32 protein-coding genes are annotated in these 19,207 nt (G+C 36.0%); 20 read left to right on the plus strand and 12 right to left on the minus strand.

Annotated features, from left to right (window positions below; genetic code table 11):
• The first annotated feature begins 8 nt into the window (after positions 1-8).
• From Bandiella_RS01935 to traW, 3 genes are all read left to right on the plus strand, one after another.
• Positions 9-772, plus strand: a protein-coding gene (locus Bandiella_RS01935) for an IS5 family transposase (RefSeq protein WP_323733147.1) whose coding sequence is annotated in 2 segments (ribosomal slippage) — positions 9-381 and positions 381-772 — 765 coding nt in all. Because the reading frame shifts where the segments join, the coding sequence is not laid out codon by codon here.
• A 39-nt stretch (positions 773-811) separates the two neighbouring features.
• The gene (gene traC, locus Bandiella_RS01940; protein WP_323733168.1) at positions 812-2,494 is read left to right on the plus strand and encodes a type IV secretion system protein TraC; all 1,683 of its coding nucleotides are present in this window, start codon (positions 812-814) and stop codon (positions 2,492-2,494) included.
• Positions 2,487-3,197 carry a type-F conjugative transfer system protein TraW gene (gene traW / locus Bandiella_RS01945; protein ID WP_323733169.1) on the plus strand — a complete coding sequence of 237 codons (711 nt, stop codon included), beginning with the start codon at positions 2,487-2,489 and terminating at the stop codon, positions 3,195-3,197. The genes traC and traW overlap by 8 nt, the downstream gene beginning before the upstream one ends.
• A gap of 2 nt (positions 3,198-3,199) precedes the next feature.
• Here the strand turns inward: traW and Bandiella_RS01950 are convergent, their stop codons facing one another.
• Positions 3,200-3,547, minus strand: coding sequence for a CCDC90 family protein (locus Bandiella_RS01950; RefSeq protein ID WP_323733170.1), 348 nt, complete (start codon positions 3,545-3,547; stop codon positions 3,200-3,202).
• Positions 3,548-3,763: 216 nt separating this feature from the next.
• Between Bandiella_RS01950 and Bandiella_RS01955 the strand changes: the two genes are divergently transcribed.
• From Bandiella_RS01955 to Bandiella_RS01995, 9 genes are all read left to right on the plus strand, one after another.
• The gene (locus Bandiella_RS01955) at positions 3,764-4,156 is read left to right on the plus strand and encodes a transposase-like zinc-binding domain-containing protein (protein ID WP_323733171.1); all 393 of its coding nucleotides are present in this window, start codon (positions 3,764-3,766) and stop codon (positions 4,154-4,156) included.
• The gene (locus tag Bandiella_RS01960; protein WP_323733371.1) at positions 4,140-4,508 is read left to right on the plus strand and encodes an IS1 family transposase; all 369 of its coding nucleotides are present in this window, start codon (positions 4,140-4,142) and stop codon (positions 4,506-4,508) included. The genes Bandiella_RS01955 and Bandiella_RS01960 overlap by 17 nt, the downstream gene beginning before the upstream one ends.
• Positions 4,474-4,779: a hypothetical protein gene (locus Bandiella_RS01965; RefSeq protein WP_323733172.1), complete on the plus strand. Its 306-nt coding sequence runs from the start codon at positions 4,474-4,476 to the stop codon at positions 4,777-4,779. The genes Bandiella_RS01960 and Bandiella_RS01965 overlap by 35 nt, the downstream gene beginning before the upstream one ends.
• Positions 4,780-4,805: 26 nt before the next feature.
• The gene (traN, locus tag Bandiella_RS01970) at positions 4,806-6,185 is read left to right on the plus strand and encodes a conjugal transfer protein TraN (RefSeq protein WP_323733379.1); all 1,380 of its coding nucleotides are present in this window, start codon (positions 4,806-4,808) and stop codon (positions 6,183-6,185) included.
• An 83-nt stretch (positions 6,186-6,268) separates the two neighbouring features.
• Entirely contained in the window at positions 6,269-6,556 is a 288-nt protein-coding gene (locus Bandiella_RS01975) for a hypothetical protein (protein ID WP_323733173.1), read from the plus strand.
• Positions 6,553-6,951 carry a PIN domain-containing protein gene (locus tag Bandiella_RS01980; RefSeq protein ID WP_323733174.1) on the plus strand — a complete coding sequence of 133 codons (399 nt, stop codon included), beginning with the start codon at positions 6,553-6,555 and terminating at the stop codon, positions 6,949-6,951. The genes Bandiella_RS01975 and Bandiella_RS01980 overlap by 4 nt, the downstream gene beginning before the upstream one ends.
• A 73-nt stretch (positions 6,952-7,024) precedes the next feature.
• A complete protein-coding gene (locus Bandiella_RS01985) occupies positions 7,025-7,237 on the plus strand; it encodes a ribbon-helix-helix domain-containing protein (protein ID WP_323733175.1) in 213 nt (70 codons plus the stop codon).
• Between the two features lie 56 nt (positions 7,238-7,293).
• A complete protein-coding gene (locus tag Bandiella_RS01990; protein WP_323732932.1) occupies positions 7,294-7,686 on the plus strand; it encodes a transposase-like zinc-binding domain-containing protein in 393 nt (130 codons plus the stop codon).
• Positions 7,670-8,038, plus strand: coding sequence for an IS1 family transposase (locus Bandiella_RS01995; RefSeq protein WP_323733371.1), 369 nt, complete (start codon positions 7,670-7,672; stop codon positions 8,036-8,038). Before Bandiella_RS01990 ends, Bandiella_RS01995 begins: the two co-directional genes overlap by 17 nt.
• Here the strand turns inward: Bandiella_RS01995 and Bandiella_RS02000 are convergent.
• From Bandiella_RS02000 to Bandiella_RS02010, 3 genes are read right to left on the minus strand one after another with little or no spacing between them, the layout of a single operon-like run.
• Positions 8,025-8,636, minus strand: coding sequence for a hypothetical protein (locus tag Bandiella_RS02000; RefSeq protein WP_323733176.1), 612 nt, complete (start codon positions 8,634-8,636; stop codon positions 8,025-8,027). The two genes, Bandiella_RS01995 and Bandiella_RS02000, sit on opposite strands and share 14 nt — an antisense overlap.
• Before the next feature lie 57 nt (positions 8,637-8,693).
• A complete protein-coding gene (locus Bandiella_RS02005; RefSeq protein ID WP_323733369.1) occupies positions 8,694-9,062 on the minus strand; it encodes an IS1 family transposase in 369 nt (122 codons plus the stop codon).
• The gene (locus Bandiella_RS02010; RefSeq protein ID WP_323733142.1) at positions 8,966-9,439 is read right to left on the minus strand and encodes an IS1/IS1595 family N-terminal zinc-binding domain-containing protein; all 474 of its coding nucleotides are present in this window, start codon (positions 9,437-9,439) and stop codon (positions 8,966-8,968) included. The genes Bandiella_RS02005 and Bandiella_RS02010 overlap by 97 nt, the downstream gene beginning before the upstream one ends.
• On the opposite strand from Bandiella_RS02010, the gene Bandiella_RS02015 reads away from it, so the two are divergent.
• The 5 genes from Bandiella_RS02015 (at position 9,423) to Bandiella_RS02035 (ending at position 12,730) form a co-directional block, all read left to right on the plus strand.
• Positions 9,423-9,725 carry an aminotransferase class III-fold pyridoxal phosphate-dependent enzyme gene (locus Bandiella_RS02015; protein ID WP_323733177.1) on the plus strand — a complete coding sequence of 101 codons (303 nt, stop codon included), beginning with the start codon at positions 9,423-9,425 and terminating at the stop codon, positions 9,723-9,725. The two genes, Bandiella_RS02010 and Bandiella_RS02015, sit on opposite strands and share 17 nt — an antisense overlap.
• A gap of 337 nt (positions 9,726-10,062) precedes the next feature.
• Positions 10,063-11,043, plus strand: a complete 981-nt coding sequence (pdhA, locus tag Bandiella_RS02020) for a pyruvate dehydrogenase (acetyl-transferring) E1 component subunit alpha (protein ID WP_323733178.1) — start codon at positions 10,063-10,065, stop codon at positions 11,041-11,043.
• 7 nt (positions 11,044-11,050) lie between these two features.
• Positions 11,051-11,608: a flavodoxin family protein gene (locus tag Bandiella_RS02025; RefSeq protein ID WP_323733179.1), complete on the plus strand. Its 558-nt coding sequence runs from the start codon at positions 11,051-11,053 to the stop codon at positions 11,606-11,608.
• Positions 11,601-12,578 carry a pyruvate dehydrogenase complex E1 component subunit beta gene (locus Bandiella_RS02030; protein ID WP_323733180.1) on the plus strand — a complete coding sequence of 326 codons (978 nt, stop codon included), beginning with the start codon at positions 11,601-11,603 and terminating at the stop codon, positions 12,576-12,578. Before Bandiella_RS02025 ends, Bandiella_RS02030 begins: the two co-directional genes overlap by 8 nt.
• On the plus strand, positions 12,575-12,730 hold the full coding sequence (locus tag Bandiella_RS02035) for a hypothetical protein (protein WP_323733181.1): 156 nt from the start codon (positions 12,575-12,577) through the stop codon (positions 12,728-12,730). Before Bandiella_RS02030 ends, Bandiella_RS02035 begins: the two co-directional genes overlap by 4 nt.
• A 40-nt stretch (positions 12,731-12,770) precedes the next feature.
• Here the strand turns inward: Bandiella_RS02035 and Bandiella_RS02040 are convergent, their stop codons facing one another.
• The 6 genes from Bandiella_RS02040 to Bandiella_RS02060 all read right to left on the minus strand — a co-directional run bounded on the left by Bandiella_RS02040 (position 12,771) and on the right by Bandiella_RS02060 (position 16,317).
• Entirely contained in the window at positions 12,771-13,220 is a 450-nt protein-coding gene (locus Bandiella_RS02040; protein WP_407651269.1) for an IS6 family transposase, read from the minus strand.
• Positions 13,213-13,593, minus strand: a complete 381-nt coding sequence (locus Bandiella_RS07460) for an IS1 family transposase (RefSeq protein ID WP_407651267.1) — start codon at positions 13,591-13,593, stop codon at positions 13,213-13,215. The genes Bandiella_RS02040 and Bandiella_RS07460 overlap by 8 nt, the downstream gene beginning before the upstream one ends.
• Entirely contained in the window at positions 13,506-13,931 is a 426-nt protein-coding gene (locus Bandiella_RS02045; protein WP_323732464.1) for an IS1/IS1595 family N-terminal zinc-binding domain-containing protein, read from the minus strand. Before Bandiella_RS02045 ends, Bandiella_RS07460 begins: the two co-directional genes overlap by 88 nt.
• 36 nt (positions 13,932-13,967) lie before the next feature.
• Complete coding sequence (locus Bandiella_RS02050) at positions 13,968-14,288, minus strand: hypothetical protein (RefSeq protein WP_323733182.1); 321 nt, start codon at positions 14,286-14,288, stop codon at positions 13,968-13,970.
• Positions 14,289-14,379: 91 nt separating this feature from the next.
• Complete coding sequence (der, locus tag Bandiella_RS02055; protein ID WP_323733183.1) at positions 14,380-15,741, minus strand: ribosome biogenesis GTPase Der; 1,362 nt, start codon at positions 15,739-15,741, stop codon at positions 14,380-14,382.
• 9 nt (positions 15,742-15,750) lie between these two features.
• Positions 15,751-16,317 (minus strand): carboxymuconolactone decarboxylase family protein, encoded by a 567-nt coding sequence (locus Bandiella_RS02060; protein ID WP_323733184.1) that lies wholly within the window; start codon positions 16,315-16,317, stop codon positions 15,751-15,753.
• A 202-nt stretch (positions 16,318-16,519) separates the two neighbouring features.
• Between Bandiella_RS02060 and Bandiella_RS02065 the strand changes: the two genes are divergently transcribed.
• Positions 16,520-17,224: an IS6 family transposase gene (locus Bandiella_RS02065; protein WP_323732571.1), complete on the plus strand. Its 705-nt coding sequence runs from the start codon at positions 16,520-16,522 to the stop codon at positions 17,222-17,224.
• A 30-nt stretch (positions 17,225-17,254) separates the two neighbouring features.
• Positions 17,255-17,809 (plus strand): cupin domain-containing protein, encoded by a 555-nt coding sequence (locus Bandiella_RS02070; protein WP_323733185.1) that lies wholly within the window; start codon positions 17,255-17,257, stop codon positions 17,807-17,809.
• A gap of 27 nt (positions 17,810-17,836) precedes the next feature.
• On the opposite strand, the gene Bandiella_RS02075 is transcribed toward Bandiella_RS02070, so the two are convergent.
• A complete protein-coding gene (locus Bandiella_RS02075; RefSeq protein WP_323733186.1) occupies positions 17,837-18,184 on the minus strand; it encodes a phage tail protein in 348 nt (115 codons plus the stop codon).
• Positions 18,185-18,193: 9 nt separating this feature from the next.
• Positions 18,194-18,409: a hypothetical protein gene (locus Bandiella_RS02080; RefSeq protein WP_323733187.1), complete on the minus strand. Its 216-nt coding sequence runs from the start codon at positions 18,407-18,409 to the stop codon at positions 18,194-18,196.
• Positions 18,410-18,464: 55 nt separating this feature from the next.
• On the opposite strand from Bandiella_RS02080, the gene Bandiella_RS02085 reads away from it, so the two are divergent.
• Positions 18,465-19,169 carry an IS6 family transposase gene (locus Bandiella_RS02085; RefSeq protein ID WP_323732571.1) on the plus strand — a complete coding sequence of 235 codons (705 nt, stop codon included), beginning with the start codon at positions 18,465-18,467 and terminating at the stop codon, positions 19,167-19,169.
• The last annotated feature ends 38 nt before the right edge of the window (positions 19,170-19,207 follow it).

The following is a 19,207-nucleotide window of genomic DNA, read 5'->3' on the forward strand; positions in this document are numbered from 1 at the left end:
GAGTAAAAATGGATTTAGGGCTACATAGGCATGATATAACAGATAATATGTGGGATTTGATAAAGGATCATTTGCCAGGAAGGGAAGGTACGTGGGGAGGTTTGGCACATAATAACAGAAGATTCATTAACGCAGTATTTTGGATATTAAGAACAGGTTCTCCCTGGAGAGATTTGCCTTCAGAATATGGAGGATGGAAAAATACACATAAAAGATTTTGCAGATGGAGAGACAAAAGGATATGGGAGGCTTTATTGGAGATATTTGTGAAAGAACCTGATATGGAATGGTTAATGATAGACGCAAGTCATAGTAAAGTGCATCCACATGCTTCAGGTGCAAAAGGCGGCAATCAAGATATGAGTCGTACAAAAGGGGGCTCAATACAAAGATTCACCTTGCCTTGGATTCACATGGTATGCCACTCAAAGTTATTATCACAAAAGGCTCAGAAGCTGATTGCAAGCAGGCTGTTAATCTTATTGAAGAGATGAAAGCTGAGTACTTACTAGCCGACAGAGGGTACGATGTTAATTACATAATTGACCATGCCCAAGAATTGGGCATGAGCGTTGTTATTCCTCCTAAAAAGAACAGAATCACCCAGAGAAAATACGATAAAGATTTATACAAAATAAGGCATATTGTAGAAAACACCTTTCTTCATCTTAAAAGATGGAGGGGAATTGCAACCAGATATGCTAAAAATTCAGCTTCTTTCCTTGCCGCAATTCAGATTAGATGCTTATCTCTTTGGCTTAAAATCTCATGACGACATTATCTAAGTGAGCAGGGCAATTTATATCTATCTTTGGCTAACACTCTGTCCATTTTTACTCCTGATTTATCTTTTCTTTCATATTATACCACAAATCTCATGACGACACTATTTAAGAAGACTGGGATGTTGGCGAAGGCATCTAGGGTGGAGTCACAGGCATCATCGCCACTTGGGAATTGGATACCGGCACTTAAGCGAGAAGCGAAGGAATGGGAATTTGTGAGGGAGCAATTAGAAAAGAATGAGAGGTTGGTGAGGACTGGAATGCAGATAGTGCTTATAGATAGAAAAGAGAGTATAGGATCATCTGAGCAAATAATGAATAGTTTGTATAGAGCGAATGGATGGGAGTTAAAGAGAGATAGGTTTGTGGTGATGTTATCACTTAAGAGTATATTGCCGTTATCATGGGGAGAAGATATGGCGTTAGATATGAGTTACTTAAAGAAGTTAAGAACGACACTATCGCATGAGCCTGTTAACATGATGCCACTACAAGGAGAGTCAAAGGGATGTAAAAAGGCAGGAATGTTGCTTGCAGGAAGGAGAGGGCAGTTATACTACTGGTATCCATTTGATGAGAGTTTAGGAAATACAAATTACAATGTATCGGTAGTAGGAAGGAGTGGAGCTGGGAAGTCAGTATTTATGCAGGAGCTTGCGGTAAGTATACTTAGGAGGGGAGAGAAGGTATATGTACTTGATGTGGGAAGGAGTTTTGAGAAGCAGGTTAAGATGTTAGATGGGCAGTTTATAGAATTTAGCACGGAATCAGGATTATGTTTAAATCCATTTAGCAGTATAGATGAGAGGTCAAAGGAGCATATAGAGGATGCGCTATCGGTAATGAAGCCAATAATAAGTATGATGGCAGCACCGAAAGAAGGGACAAGTAGTTATGAAGATTCATTGATAGAGAAGGCGTTAATGGAAGTGTGGAGTGAGAAAGGATCTAAAGCAGGAATTGGAGAAATAGCTGAGTGGTTTTTGAATCAGGAAGAGGATAGAGTTACGTGTCAAAGGATAGGGACGATGTTATTTCCATATACGAGGGATGGAGCGTACGGGAAATATTTTAATGGTAAGGCTAATATAGATTTTAGTGCGAGATTTTTTGTAACAGAATTAGAGGAGTTAAAGAGTAAGAAGGATTTGCAGAGAGTTGTAGTACAGATATTGATGTTACTGATTACAAATCAGGTGATACTTGGAGGAAGGAAGGTAGAGAGTGCAATAATATTTGATGAGGCATGGGACTTACTTAAGGGTAAGCAGGGAGGAGAATTTATAGAGAGGCTTGCAAGAACGCTTAGAAAGTATAGAGGAGCGCTGGTGGTGGGAACACAGAATCTAGATGATTTTTATTCAAGTCCTGGAGCTGAGGCTGCATTTATGAATAGTGATTGGTTATGTTGTTTGAAGCAGAAGAGTGAATCGATAGCGTTACTTAAGAAGAGTGAAAAATTTAAGATCAATGATTATCAGCAGAAAATGTTAGAGTCGGTAACGTCAAAGCCTGGTGAGTATTCAGAAGTGATGATAATGACATCTGAGCATGCGAGCATAGGTAGATTGATGCTTGAACCATTTTCTAGGGTGTTATATTCAACAAAGCCGGAGGAGTATGAGAGAGTTAAGAGATATGGGGGAGATGGGAAGAAGTTAGAAGAGGCTGTTGAGCAGGTAGCGAAGGAGATGTATGGAGATGGTTAGGAAGAATCATAGTAAAAACCAGAAAATAGAAGATAAGGTTTACTCTTGGGTTAGAGTTATAACGACAACTGGTATCGCTATAGTAGGGGTAGCGATGTTAATAGTAATATGTTTTTTAATACTTTCAATTAATGCAAAGGCAAAAGATTTTGGAGTGGTGGGAAGGACGAGTGAAATTAAGGAAGTAGATGCGATAGAGGAGATAAAGGGAAAGTTAAGTGATATGGAGGCAAGGGGAGAGTTGGATGAGCATAACGAGAGAATGAAGAAAGAGGTAAGTGATAGAATTAAGAGTCCTAAATCTTTGAATTTAGGAAGGGCTAGTGAAGTAAAGGAATATGAATATGATCCGAGCATAGAGGTAAAGGAAGATTTAAGAGACGCAAGAGGTATAGTGTTCCATAGGAAGGGAACAAAGGTAAATCCACTGGATGTGGTTAGTATGCCATATGAGTTAATATTTTTTGATGGGGAAGACGAGGATCAATTAAAGTATGTAATTAAAAAATACGAAGAATCAGAAATAAAGCCAAAGTTAATATTAACAGGAGGATCTCCTGTTAAATTAGAAGAGGAATATAAATTAGATTTTTACTTTGATCAAAGAGGAGTTCTGATAAAGCAGCTTGGGATAAAAGCAGTTCCTGCGATAGTTATGCAAGATGGGAAGGTACTCAAGATAAGGGAGGTGATGGTAAGATGAAGTTAAAGAAGTTTCAGCGCAATTCCAACTGCAATACCGACGATAGTAAGCATCATAGGGACAATCCATTTAAGCATATCATGTTTAATACTAGAGATGCTTTCTTTGAGTTCAGATTTAAGTTCGATAATCTTTTTCTCAAGATTAGATTCGACCTTATCAATTTTACCGTCAAGTTTTGCAACCTGTTCACGAGTAGCAAGAATAGAGAGGTCAAAGTCTCTGGATTCAAGAAGGGATTTAACAAGCATTTCAGCTTGTTTTTCATTAAAGCCACTTTCTTGAAGGCTTTTAATGTATTTATGAGTATCAAAAGTTTTATAATGCATAGTAACCTCTTCGTCTTTCATAAAAAAGTAAGTAGTGTAATTCGTAATTCATGTAATGAGTGTAGCATAGATATAGAGAAAAATCCAGAAGAAAGCAACATCCATATAGAAGCTCACAGGCGGTATGAAGTCATAAGGTTTGGAAAAAATAGTGGGCCCACCTGTAAGCAACAATGTGACCGATTAAAGTATATAAAACCATTGGGAGTGTTGCCATAAGATAGATAAGATGCTAAAATGAATATAGCGAGCAACAAAGAAAATAGAGATATGAATACAGAGTGTAAAAAATGCAGTAGCAGTAAATACGTTAAGAATGGTAATATTAGGGGTATGCAAAGGTATAAATGCAAAGAGTGTGGATGTAATTTTACAAACACTAAATTAAGAGGCTGTTCGCCAGAGATGAAGGCTCTGGCAGTGTTATTGTACAGCATGGGAAAAAGTAGCTTTAGATGGCTAGGGAAATTATTTAAAGTAGCTCATACTAGCGTATATAAGTGGATAATACTGTATGCTAAAAAGATACCAAGACCAACAGTGCCGGAAGAATTGAGAGAAGTTGAAATAGATGAGATGTGGCATTTTGTAGATTCAAAAAAACAAATTATGGATATGGAAAGCCTATAGTAGGGAGCTCAAGAGAGTTGTTGCCTGGGTGGTTGGTAAGCGTAACGTTACAACCTTTAGAAAATTGTGGAAAATCATAAGTAGAGATAATTGCACTTATTACACAGACGATTGGTCTGTTTATTCAGAGGTTATACCTCGCCATCAACATGTTGTTGGCAAACAACATACACTCTCAATTGAGTCCAATAACTCAAACACAAGGCACAGAATTGCAAGAATGACCAGAAAAACAAAGGTAGTTTCAAAATCTGAAGAAGTTGTCGATCTTACGATTAAGCTCTGGGTACATTTTGAGGATAACAATAATTTCCTAAGTGAGCAGGGCAATTTTATATCTATCTTTGGCTAACACTCTGAATTCAAATAGACCAGGAAGAGCTGATTTAATAATTAGCAGCGGCTCAAATAGTGCTCCATGTTGGCGATTATATCCGAATAACGGTCAAAATCACTATGATTATGTGGGAAAAGATGCCGGGTCATATTTAAGAGAAGGCTGGAATGAGATAGAAATAGAATTAGTATATTCTTGGGAAGGTCAAGTAAATGTGGTTTTTGAAGCAGAGCAGTATTGTTGTAAAGAATGGAGTGATGAATGGGATGGAGATTGTCCGCTATGATAATAAAAGGCAATAAATTGGTAAAAATGGAAAGCTCGGGATCTTGGGGGTATAGATATTTTAAAATCCTGCTACTGGGAATTGCGTTAATAATGACATTAATAATTATTTTAATACTTTCAATTAATGCAAAGGCGGAAGATGTTGGAGTATCAGGGGAAGGTTATAAAGTAAGTGAAGATATGGATGAATTGATAGAAAAAGCAAGGAAAGAGCGAGAAGAAAAAGAAGTAGAGTTAAATGGGAAGTGTGAGAGGGTTGGAAGGGATTGCATAGAGCCAGGAGCAAGCAGAGTAATAAATGGAAAAACTGTTTACAGGGACTGTTGGAGATATAAGGATGCATATAGATGTAAGGGATATGCAAGGAATAACTGCACGGAATATGATGATGCATCATATTGCAATCTAAAGAGTACAGAATGCAAAAAGAAGGTGGGAGATTGGTGCGTGGCGCAGAATAGAGTATATAATTGTGAAGAAAGTGAGAAATATATAAGAAAGGAGAAGAGGTATAGGCCTCCATCATTTAAAAGGGATAACATAGAAGAGAGAAAGAGAGTTGTGTGTGGGGAGGAAATAAAGTGCATAGATGGAAAATGCTTTGATATGAGTTACAAGGCAAATGATGAGATGGGGAACGCTGCAGGGATGTTGGCTACACTTAAGGAGATGCAGGGTGAGTGGAAAGCTAATGGTTCGGTGTTTAAGGGTAATAATGAAAAATGTGATAATAAGATAACAAATTGGACAAATTGCTGTGAAGATATGGGGGGATGGGGAGAAATATTAGGAGCAAAATGTAGTGCAAGAGATAAGAATCTGGCAAAGATGAAGCAGGAGGAAAGGTGCATAGAAATAGGGACGTACTGTAGTAGTGAGCTATTGGGAGCATGTATAATAGAGAGAACAACATATTGTTGTTATGATTCGAAAATAGCGAGGGAGATAAATAAGCAGTCAAGGGAGAAAGGATTAATAAATAAGGGATGGGGAGATGTAGAGTCACCAAATTGTAATGGATTTAACATAGAGGAGCTACAAGGTATAGATTTTGAAAAGATAGATTTTGAGTTTTTGTCAGAAGATATTAAGAAAAAGAATATATGGAGCAGGATGGGAGATATGAAGAAGGCGCTTGAGCATACGCAAAGATTAATGGAAGGAGAGATTAATACAATTAAAAAGGAGGTGATGGCAGAGGGTGGCACAGGTACTGTTACAGAAGATATAAATGAGCAGATAGATGATCAGAAGTTATATGAGAAGAAGTTTGCTGAAGCAGAGGATTTAAACGAAAGTAGGCAAAAAAAGCCAGATGGAAGAGATAAGAGCAAAGATACAAAAGATGCAGAGACTTTATACAATAAGGAAGAGTGTAAAAATAGGGATAATGGGGGATTATAAATGTTAATAATAGTGCAAAAAAGTTATAAATATAGCACTTATATAAAGTGCAGTAGTTGCATTAGAGTAATAAATATGATACAATGCAATATGTAACAAATAATTATAATATTATGAAAGAACCGCAAAGACCAACAGTGACAATTACATTTAGTCCTAAAATAAGAAATTTAATAATCAGCATGTCTGAAAGATATGCCATGTCTAGAAGTAAAATTATATCAGAAGCAGTAGAAATGTATGCGGAAAGGAAAGCAAAAGAAGTAGGAACTTTAATGAGTTTTGCTGGAAGTATAAAAGATGACCAAGGTAAAGAGATATTAGAGATAATTAAAAAGCACAGAATAAATAAAGAGGAGATAATGCAATGAATTACGTACTAGACTCAGATACAATTATATACTTTTTACAAGGTCAAAATGCTCTTGTAAATAAGATAGGTTCAATAGATATAGATAAAATACACACAACAGCAATAAATGAAGCTGAATTATATTTTGGAGCGTATAACTCATCTCAAGTAAAGGGTAATATAGAAACTGTTAGAGGATTTATAAGAAATATTAAGGTACTGGATTTTGATAGTAGTGCTGCAAAGAGATATGGGGAGATTAAGGCAGAATTAAAAAAGCAAGGCAAGATAGTTCCTGATATGGATATTTGTATAGCATCAATAACCAAAAGCAAGAAAATGACTTTAGTTACAAATAACATTAAAGATTTTGCTAGAATAGAAGGACTTAAAGTAGAGAATTGGATTAAATAAAAAAGAAATCATGTTGATTATAAAAAGCATAAAAAGTATAATAAAAGATATAGTAACAATATACAGCAACATAATGTTTAAGACACAATTATATTTACCTAACAGTGCAAATGAAATGTTAGATAAGTTAGCTAAAAAAATAGGAAGCTCAAAGTCAGAGTTGGTGAGGAAGGCGGTAGATGAGTTTTTACAGAAATATGACAAAACCAAGCTCAAAGAAGCATATGGAATATGGGACGGATATGAAATTGATTTAAGAGGTATGAGAGATGACTGGAAAAGGTAAATACCTATATGATACAGATGTAGGGAGTGTTGCCATAAGATAGATAAGATGCTAAAATGAATATAGCGAGCAACAAAGAAAATAGAAATATGAATACAGAGTGTAAAAAATGCAGTAGCAGTAAATACGTTAAGAATGGTAACATTAGGGGTATGCAAAGGTATAAATGCAAAGAGTGTGGATGTAATTTTACAAGCACTAAATTAAGAGGCTGTTCGCCAGAGATGAAGGCTCTGGCAGTGTTATTGTACAGCATGGGAAAAAGTAGCTTTAGATGGCTAGGGAAATTATTTAAAGTAGCTCATACTAGCGTATATAAGTGGATAATACTGTATGCTAAAAAGATACCAAGACCAACAGTGCCGGAAGAATTGAGAGAAGTTGAAATAGATGAGATGTGGCATTTTGTAGATTCAAAAAAACAAATTATGGATATGGAAAGCCTATAGTAGGGAGCTCAAGAGAGTTGTTGCCTGGGTGGTTGGTAAGCGTAACGTTACAACCTTTAGAAAATTGTGGAAAATCATAAGTAGAGATAATTGCACTTATTACACAGACGATTGGTCTGTTTATTCAGAGGTTATACCTCGCCATCAACATGTTGTTGGCAAACAACATACACTCTCAATTGAGTCCAATAACTCAAACACAAGGCACAGAATTGCAAGAATGACCAGAAAAACAAAGGTAGTTTCAAAATCTGAAGAAGTTGTCGATCTTACGATTAAGCTCTGGGTACATTTTGAGGATAACAATAATTTCCTAAGTGAGCAGGGCAATTTTATATCTATCTTTGGCTAACACTCTGCTTTCTTATACAATAAAACAATCTATCCTCATCTTCCTCACATTTCTTATCCTCTTTTATTAACCTACTATCTTCCACATCTACATAATATTCCTCAAACTCTACATTCTCCCCTCCCACATCTTTATCTACTATTTTACACTCTGTTTTCCCTTCTACATTCAATCCTGATATCGGATTCGAAGTTACCGCATCACTCTTTTTTATAAATTCTTCATGCTGCAATTTCCCAACTGTGTAACTCGATCTATGTGGATTCTCTGCATACGAACTCTTTGCCGCTCCTATCGCCTCCCTAACCCCTTCGTTTTCATCCTTTTCTTCTCCCTTTACCCTAGCGTCTCCCTTGGACCTTAGTTCATGCTCACTATACCCTACTTCCTTTGGCTTATCCGTATATCCATCTAATTCCTTTACTTTTCCTGCAAGATCTCCCTTGCCAGTCTCCCCCACATACTCTTTTGCCTCTTTTTTATAATCATCTATGTAATCAAAATTATACTCTTCTCCCTTAACTTCCCTCATCAACAACATTCCCGCCATACTCAATATTACTAAAAACACAATTACCCTTAGGCTCTCTTGAATCATTGTTTTAACAACCTTCGCTAGCCACATACCATTTCACCAGATTTTTTAAACAGAGTGTTAGCCAAAGATAGATATAAAATTGCCCTGCTCACTTAGGAAATTATTGTTATCCTCAAAATGTAGCCAGAGCTTAATCGTAAGATCGACAACTTCTTCAGATTTTGAAACTACCTTTGTTTTTCTGGTCATTCTTGCAATTCTGTGCCTTGTGTTTGAGTTATTGGACTCAATTGAGAGTGTATGTTGTTTGCCAACAACATGTTGATGGCGAGGTATAACCTCTGAATAAACAGACCAATCGTCTGTGTAATAAGTGCAATTATCTCTACTTATGATTTTCCACAATTTTCTAAAGGTTGTAACGTTACGCTTACCAACCACCCAGGCAACAACTCTCTTGAGCTCCCTACTATAGGCTTTCCATATCCATAATTTGTTTTTTTTGAATCTACAAAATGCCACATCTCATCTATTTCAACTTCTCTCAATTCTTCCGGCACTGTTGGTCTTGGTATCTTTTTAGCATACAGTATTATCCACTTATATACGCTAGTATGAGCTACTTTAAATAATTTCCCTAGCCATCTAAAGCTACTTTTTTCCATGCTGTACAATAACACTGCCAGAGCCTTCATCTCTGGCGAACAGCCTCTTAATTTAGTGCTTGTAAAATTACATCCACACTCTTTGCATTTATACCTTTGCATACCCCTAATATTACCATTCTTAACGTATTTACTGCTACTGCATTTTTTACACTCTGTATTCATATTTCTATTTTCTTTGTTGCTCGCTATATTCATTTTAGCATCTCATCTATCTTATGGCAACACTCCCAAAAAAGGAATAGAACAACTTAAATCAAAGTGTCCAAAGGTTGAAAGAACTAGAATAATTGGGACAATAGCTGCATTTGATCTCAAGAATTCAACGCATTTGATGTCTTCTCTGAAGCAACAATTCTTAGAGCAAGGTATTTTACTTAGACCACTTGGTAACACAATTTATTTGTTGCCGCCATATTGTATTACAAATGAGGAAATGGAATTGGCTTATAATAAAATAATTGCAAGCGTCTTATATTTATAGGGAAAATATTTTATTAAAATCTGCATTTATTTAACGACACAATCAAAGCCCCGATTGAAAAGTTGTTTTTTTAGTCGTTTAGCTGTACAATCTGTACTGTTGTGCTTTATGTCTTTTTAAGAGTTGGTGTTAGAAAAAGTTTGTGCTTTTGTATGTGCAACATATATTGAGCACATGTGTTTTAGCTGCAACTTAAAAATGTTTTGAGCTTGTGTTCAAAGTGTTTTTAAATTTGATATCAGGTGGTGAACATGGCAGCATGTGAAGAAGTAAGTAACGTCAAATTTAAAAGACTTATAGTTATATAACCTAATAGTATTAAAATGTGTTGAGTTAAATGAAAAAAGAAAATTTAAGTTTTACCAAAGAGGAATTTTTAGCCATTTATAGAGAAATGCTTTTGTTAAGAAGATTTGAGGAGAACGCAGGTCAGCTATATGGAATGGGATTAATAGGTGGTTTTTGCCATTTGTATATAGGGCAAGAGGCTGTGGCTGTTGGCATTAAAAGAGCGATAAAAAACACAGATACTATTATAACCAGTTACAGAGATCATGGACTGATGTTGTCAGCTGGTGGGTGTCCAAAAAGCATTATGGCTGAGTTGCTTGGGAAAAGTACTGGTTGCTCCAAAGGAAAAGGGGGATCAATGCACATGTTCGATTTGGAAAAAGGTTTTTACGGCGGGCATGGAATTGTTGGGGCCCAAGTTTCGCTTGGCACTGGTCTTGCGTTTGCTCATAAGTATAAGGATACAGATAACATATCGGTAACTCTTTATGGTGATGGTGCGTCCCATCAGGGGCAGGTTTATGAATCTTTTAACATTGCAAAACTATGGGGTCTGCCAGTTTTATACATAATAGAGAACAATGAATATGCGATGGGAACCTCTGTAGAGAGAGCATCAAGTACTAAAGAGTTGTATAAAAGGGGTGAATCTTTTGGTATCACAGGGAAACAAGTTGATGGGATGAATTTTTTTGCGGTATACGAGGCAGTAAAAGAGGCTGCAGATTTTATTAGGAAAAATAGCACCCCGTTTTTACTGGAGATGAAAACCTATAGATATAGGGGGCACTCCATGTCTGACCCTGCAAAATATAGAGCAAAAGAAGAGGTGGAAGAATATAAAGCTCATCATGACCCATTGACTTCATTAAAAGAATTCTTTGCTCAAAATCAAGTAGTGAGTGAAGAAGAATTAAAAGCCATAGAAGTGGAGGTGAAGGAGATTGTGAAGGAAAGCGCGGAGTTTGCGCAAACTAGCCCTGAGCCTGATGAGGAAGAGTTGTACACAAATGTTTATAAGGACTAATTTGCGTATGACAAAGACTGTGGCTATCATATATTATAACCGCTATTGTTATAGTAGCATACTTGCTGAGCATATTGGAAAGGGTGTTGAAAAGCAAGGAGCTAACGCTGTTACATATGATATAGCACACGCCGGTAACAGTATGATTTCACTCAATGAGGCAGATGCAATAATTTTTGGGTCCCCAACATACTTTGGATCAGTCGCTGCTGAAGTGAAAGGGTTTATGGATGCAACCGTTGACATTTGGAACAACAAACAGTGGAATAATAAAGTCGCTGCTGGGTTTACACATTCTTCCGCCTTAAGTGGTGATAAACTTGCAACTCTGATGACCATGTTTGTTTTTGCTGCGCAACATGGAATGATTTGGGCCGGACTTGATTTAAGAAGTTGTGAAAAGGTTAAAGACTATGGTTTAGAGTTGAATCAACCCGGCAGTTGGATTGGTCTTATGGCACAATCGCCTAAAGATGGTGAAAAAAAACCCAGTGATCTTGAAACCGCTGAATATTTTGGAACAAGAATTGCTAAAGTAACACAAAAAGTAGGATATTATGAATAAAATTACTATCAGAGAAGCATTGCGAGATGCAATGGCTGAAGAAATGAGGAAAGACAAGGATGTATTTATCCTGGGTGAAGAAGTTGCAGAATATCAAGGTGCATACAAAGTAACGCAAGGTTTGTTGCAGGAATTTGGTCCAAAGAGGGTGATAGATACTCCAATAACAGAGCATGGGTTTGCTGGGATTGCTGTTGGTGCATCATTCACCGGGCTGAAGCCGATAGTTGAGTTTATGACTTTTAACTTTGCAATGCAGGCAATTGATCAAATCATTAACTCTGCTGCAAAGACACATTACATGTCCGGTGGTCTTATTGGCTGCCCAATTGTGTTTAGGGGGCCAAACGGAGCAGCTGCAAGAGTGGGAGCCCAGCACTCCCAGTGCTATGCAAGTTGGTATGGTCACATCCCTGGGCTTAAAGTGATTGCGCCATATTCTGCTGCTGATCATAAGGGGTTGTTAAAAGCAGCAATTAGAGACCCAAACCCAGTTGTGTTTCTTGAAAACGAGATGTTATATGGGCATACTCATGAGGTGCCAGAAGAAGAATTTGTGGAAGAGATAGGTAAAGCAAAGGTTTTAAAGACGGGCTCAGATGTGACCATAGTTGCGTTTTCTATACAGGTTGGGGTTGCGCTAAATGCTGCGACTGAGCTTGAGAAGCTTGGGATTAGTGCTGAAGTGATAGATTTAAGAACAATCCGCCCACTTGATATAGACACTATTATTGGCTCTGTTAAGAAAACCAACAGGTTGGTTAGCGTTGAAGAAGGATGGCATTTTGCAGGCATTGGTGCGGAGATTTCAGCGGTAGTTTCTGAGCGTGCTTTTGATTATTTAGATGCACCTGTGATGAGGATTGCTGCAAAGGATGTGCCTTTGCCATATGCAGCAAACTTAGAGAAGTTAGCGCTTCCTAATGTTGATGATGTTGTTGCGAAAGTAAAAACAATCTGCTACAGATGAATAGGATTTTGGAAAGAGAATTAGCTGTTACATTGAATAAAATGAAATATTCTGGACTTTTACAAAGAATAGTAGCTTGGATTATCGATGGCATTACTTGTATTGCAATTAGCTACCTTGCTTTTGTATTGATGGCTCTGTCGCATCTGTAATATGATGCAAAAACTTTCAAATTATTTGTATATTTTTCCATTAAGCAGTTAGTGAAAGAAATTTATCAAAGTCAGAATTATAATTGTCATTGTCAGCAAGTTGTCCTTTTTTAATCATGTGCAAGAGCTCTATTCCTGCAATAGTCCTGGCGGCACTTCTAAAGGATTTGAAACCAAGCATCGGTCTAGTTCGTTTCTTTACAAATCTGTGATCGCCTTCTATCCTATTGTTTAGATATTTGTTATGCCTAATTTCTATTTGGTCTTCTTTAGATAATGGCTTATTGATCGAATTCAAAGCAGAAGTATTAGAGCCACTTTTATCTATATTAACCTTTATAGGCTGGCCACTAGATTTAATTGCTTTCCTGAAAAACGCTTTAGCTGCCCTTTTATCTCTTTTTGCTCTTAGCATAAAATCTATGGTATCCCCGTATTTATCAACTGCTCTATACAAATAGACCCATTTACCTTGGGAGTGTTCATAAATAGATAGAAAGAGCTAAAGCTTTGTTAAAAAATAAAACAAGGGATAATCTTAGCATTTCAGAACACTTGCTAAAGCGTTTAGTCTTGCGATTTAATCTAGCAAGCATATCCCTTAAGGAGGAATTGAAGCTCTCAACCAAACAAGTTTCAGACTTTGTCTGCAGATGTATTTGAGCAATTTTATAATGACAATAGACCTCATACCCATCTGTACACATATAACGAATTTGGTATTTTTCTCCTAGCTCACGAGCTAAATCTACGTAATTTTCTTTATCACCTGAACCTACTTTAAACGCAACAGTTTTGAATCTGTCCCTATCGACAGCAGTCCATATTCTTGTTTTATTCTCTTTTTTTTGACGTATGTATATAGCTCATCCATCTCTAATATCTCTATACGCTTCTTATCTCCCTCTATCTTTTGATTCGTCACCATCTCATCTACTACTTTCCCTGCTTGTTTGATCCAATAAAATACTGTACTTAACGGGATATTTAATATGTGAGCTATCCTCCTAATTCCGCAGTTATTTAGATACATCTTTATCACCATGCTCCTCTCTTTATTACCATATTTCCAATTCTTCCTACCATCTCCTTCTGTAAAGTTTTTATTACAACTCTTACATTTGTATCTCTGCTTTTTCCTTGCATATCCATTTTTTGATACCCCTTTCCCTTTGCAATATTTACATTCTATTTTCTCCATTTTTCCCTTTCTTTTTTTTCCTTCCCTCTCCTTATATCACATTCTTTTCTTCTTTCCTATCCCTTTTAAAACACTCCCTTTACCTTTAACCTTGATATATGTCTCGTCCATTCTCCAGCTGCCGTTGACTGGCTTTTTTCTTTTTCTGAATCTTCCTTCAAGTATTGGCATAAACTTTACTACCCATCTTTGTAGAGTGGCGTGATCTATGTTGAGTCCTCTCAACCCGCCTATCTCTTCTATCTCTCTGTAACTTAAAGAATATCTTCCTTTCATATACAGCGATACCATAATGATTTCTGCGCCATATTCATGGTTCTTAAAATACTTCATTAATTTTGGGTCTACTTTAAACATTATTACCAGCAACTATTTCTTTCAGAATATCAAAAATTCTTATGTGTTTCAACAGATGCGACAGAACCAACAGAGTATATCAAATAATACTTTACGCAAATGGATTTTTATTCAATATAAAATTAATTTGTATTGGAATCCCATATAATCCAAATTCCTTGCGTAAGGAATTTGTTAAAAAAATTTCAAAATTTTTATTCACAGTTAATTGGGTGGCTATGTTTATAAAAAAAAGAAAAGTGGGTGGTGCTATACTACTTTGTTTTACATATTTTACTTTAAGCTTTGTATTGTTTTTCACAATTGGCATGCTATACGTTGCAAGTGTTTTGCTCAACCAATCATTTAATTTTGATGTTGGAATTTTTGTTTGATATAACTGCCATAGTTTAATAATCCACTCAAATAAAAGCTTTGGATTAAAGTTTTTTTGGGCACTAGTATAAAGTACTTTTACATCTTTTATCTGTGGCAGCTTTTTTTTGATTAAGTAACTTATTTCGTCTTTGAATTCGGCGAAGTTATTAATTAAGTCTTGTTTATTAATTATGGGAATTAGAAGCTTATTTTGTTTCAGCGCCAAATTGGCCAATATTAAATCTTGTTTTTCTAAAGCAGCTTGAGAATCCATGACCAACAAAACAACATCCGAGATTCTAATGGCCGACATAGCCTTTTTAACCGATAATTCTTCAATCTCTTCATAAACTTTCCCTTTTCTCCTCACACCTGCAGTATCGATTAAGTTAATCTTATTATCCAGCATTTCAATCTCATAAATTACATGGTCTCTTGTTGTGCCAGCCATGTCGGAAACCAAACTTCTTTCAAACCCCAATATCTCATTAAACAAAGTAGATTTACCAACATTCGGTCTGCCAATAATTGAAATAGATATTTGCCTTTCGTTTGGCCTATCTTCAAGATTATCATCGTCCTTCGCTTCTTGGATTTGAAGTTTTTGCTCCATCATCGGTGATATCACTTGGTATATGTCATTAAATCCCATCTTATGCTCAGCAGCAATGAAAATTGCTTCGCCAAACCCAAGTCGTAATAACTCATCTTGGGTCAGCACTCTTTTAGATTCAGCTTTGTTTGCCAGCAATATGGTTTTTTTATTCAACTTTCTGATTTTCTTTGCAAAGAAAACGTCTTCGTCAGATAAATATGTTCTAACATCAACAACAAAAAATATCAGGTCAACTTCATTAATAGCTGCCATGGTATTATTCTTGATCTGCACGTTCAGATTGTTTTTATCTTTACCCAAGTACCACCCGGCTGTGTCAACCAGTTCAAATTCCAAATCAAATAACTTTCCCACATGTGTGATGTAATCACGCGTTACCCCAGGGCTGTCGTTTACAATTGAAACATCTTTTTGGCATAATTTGTTGAAAATGGTAGATTTACCAACATTTTCTCTACCAATAATCGCTATCTTAAACACAATTCTTAATTATAAATTTTCCTCTCTCACCATAAACTCGTAACTTCTCATCCTTTCAATCTCAAGAACATCACCAGCTGCTTTAATCACAGAAACAATGCGTCCTATATCACGTATTGTCTCTGGTGAACAACCTTGTTCCCTCAATTTTTTGATGTGGATGTTTATGCAATACTCGCACCCATTTATAATGGAAGCTGCAAGACAATACATTGAAAAATCTTTTTCGTCTATGTTATGGCTATTTAAATTTTCCAACGAAAGCAACGATGACATTTTCCGTATTTCTTCATCATTTATTTTTTTGCTAAAGTTATAATAGGTGTTTGTCATAGACATCGTGCTGGCGGCGATTTTACAAGCATTTGCCTCGTTACTGTCTAGGTATCTTTTTGCTTCTGGGCGAATGTAATTTAACAACCATTCATGTTTTAAGGCATATCCCACCGTTAATGTTATGCCAAAAGTTTGATATTTTGCCAGTGTGTTTGAATCTTGAAGAAAAATTTCCTTAATGCTTTTGCTGATGTCAGATGCGTAGGGAGGAAGTTGTTCTAGTATGGTTTTTATACTCATATTCTTAATGTAATCCTCAAAGGAATATATAAATTTGGTTAATGCTCAGCATTGTATCACTTTTATTTAAATTTACAAAAAAAATACTTTACAAATTCAATTTATGTGTCAGATATATGTGCAGAAGAAAATTAGGTTCTGTCGCATCTGTTGAAACACATAAGAATTTTTGATATTCTGAAAGAAATAGTTGCTGGTAATAATGTTTAAAGTAGACCCAAAATTAATGAAGTATTTTAAGAACCATGAATATGGCGCAGAAATCATTATGGTATCGCTGTATATGAAAGGAAGATATTCTTTAAGTTACAGAGAGATAGAAGAGATAGGCGGGTTGAGAGGACTCAACATAGATCACGCCACTCTACAAAGATGGGTAGTAAAGTTTATGCCAATACTTGAAGGAAGATTCAGAAAAAGAAAAAAGCCAGTCAACGGCAGCTGGAGAATGGACGAGACATATATCAAGGTTAAAGGTAAATGGGTCTATTTGTATAGAGCAGTTGATAAATACGGGGATACCATAGATTTTATGCTAAGAGCAAAAAGAGATAAAAGGGCAGCTAAAGCGTTTTTCAGGAAAGCAATTAAATCTAGTGGCCAGCCTATAAAGGTTAATATAGATAAAAGTGGCTCTAATACTTCTGCTTTGAATTCGATCAATAAGCCATTATCTAAAGAAGACCAAATAGAAATTAGGCATAACAAATATCTAAACAATAGGATAGAAGGCGATCACAGATTTGTAAAGAAACGAACTAGACCGATGCTTGGTTTCAAATCCTTTAGAAGTGCCGCCAGGACTATTGCAGGAATAGAGCTCTTGCACATGATTAAAAAAGGACAACTTGCTGACAATGACAATTATAATTCTGACTTTGATAAATTTCTTTCACTAACTGCTTAATGGAAAAATATACAAATAATTTGAAAGTTTTTGCATCATATTACAGATGCGACAGAGCCGCTTTTAGAAAGCAAAGGTTGCTATATATACTCCAAAGACATGTTCACAGCTGCAATAGGATTAAAAGATGTTATAATAATATCAACAAAAAATGCGATACTAGCCGTTCATAAAGATAAAGTTGAGGAAGTGAAAAAAGTTGTTCAGCATCTGGAAAAAAACAATATGCTTAGTTTATTGAATAGTGAAGTTGAGTATCGTCCCTGGGGTTATTATGAGAATTTGACTGAAAATGTTGGATATAAAATCAAAAAAATCACCGTAAACCCAATGAGTAAATTATCCTTACAAAGCCACCAATACAGAGCAGAACAATGGACGGTAATAAATGGCATAGCACAAGTGACAATTGACGACAAAACATTTGAACTAACCTCAGGACAGTCAACCTATATCCCTATTGGAGCAAAGCACAGACTGGGAAATATGCAAGAGATTCCACTGGAAATCATCGAGATACAACTTGGAAACCACCTTAAAGAAAGTGATATAACAAGATTTGATGATATTTATGGCAGAGCCTGAGCTTGGTAACACCTAGCCCTTTTTAACTTATTTAGAGTCTGTGTTATCATGGCTTGCCATAACACCAAAAATCTCAATAGTATGTCGTATGGTTATTGCGATATTCAGAATTCTGATTAAATGCTTTTGATTATTGTGTTCGATTTCAACTATATCTCCAAGCTCTAACAACATGTATGATACGGGTAAAATAAAGTAATACATAACTCTCTCAAAAATTACATTTTCCATAATTTTATTAACCATATCTTTGGCTTGCGCCTCTTGAAGAACGATCGGGATGTTTAGATTTTTGTGATTCTTGTTATGTGTGTTGTTGTCTTGTGCATAAACATTGGTGATAACAAACGCATGTTCTTGCTTTATGTAATGCAAACAAGCTCTTTAAATCATTTGACTTTTGCTCACGGTTTGAAGATACATGCTACTTTTACCATTGTCCAATAGTACTACATCTTCACAGTTGATTTTATGGACACTTTTATTTTCTCTAGGAATGAATCTGATCACACCATCTGAATCTGCCACATCAAAAAATATAAACTCCTCAGGTCTTCGATTATACTTTTTGCGGTTGTATGTGCTAGGGTTCTGTCGCATCTGTTGAAACACATAAGAATTTTTGATATTCTGAAAGAAATAGTTGCTGGTAATAATGTTTAAAGTAGACCCAAAATTAATGAAGTATTTTAAGAACCATGAATATGGCGCAGAAATCATTATGGTATCGCTGTATATGAAAGGAAGATATTCTTTAAGTTACAGAGAGATAGAAGAGATAGGCGGGTTGAGAGGACTCAACATAGATCACGCCACTCTACAAAGATGGGTAGTAAAGTTTATGCCAATACTTGAAGGAAGATTCAGAAAAAGAAAAAAGCCAGTCAACGGCAGCTGGAGAATGGACGAGACATATATCAAGGTTAAAGGTAAATGGGTCTATTTGTATAGAGCAGTTGATAAATACGGGGATACCATAGATTTTATGCTAAGAGCAAAAAGAGATAAAAGGGCAGCTAAAGCGTTTTTCAGGAAAGCAATTAAATCTAGTGGCCAGCCTATAAAGGTTAATATAGATAAAAGTGGCTCTAATACTTCTGCTTTGAATTCGATCAATAAGCCATTATCTAAAGAAGACCAAATAGAAATTAGGCATAACAAATATCTAAACAATAGGATAGAAGGCGATCACAGATTTGTAAAGAAACGAACTAGACCGATGCTTGGTTTCAAATCCTTTAGAAGTGCCGCCAGGACTATTGCAGGAATAGAGCTCTTGCACATGATTAAAAAAGGACAACTTGCTGACAATGACAATTATAATTCTGACTTTGATAAATTTCTTTCACTAACTGCTTAATGGAAAAATATACAAATAATTTGAAAGTTTTTGCATCA

The sequence above is a fragment of the Candidatus Bandiella woodruffii genome (assembly GCF_034359465.1).
Taxonomy (GTDB): Bacteria; Pseudomonadota; Alphaproteobacteria; order Rickettsiales; family Midichloriaceae; genus NDG2.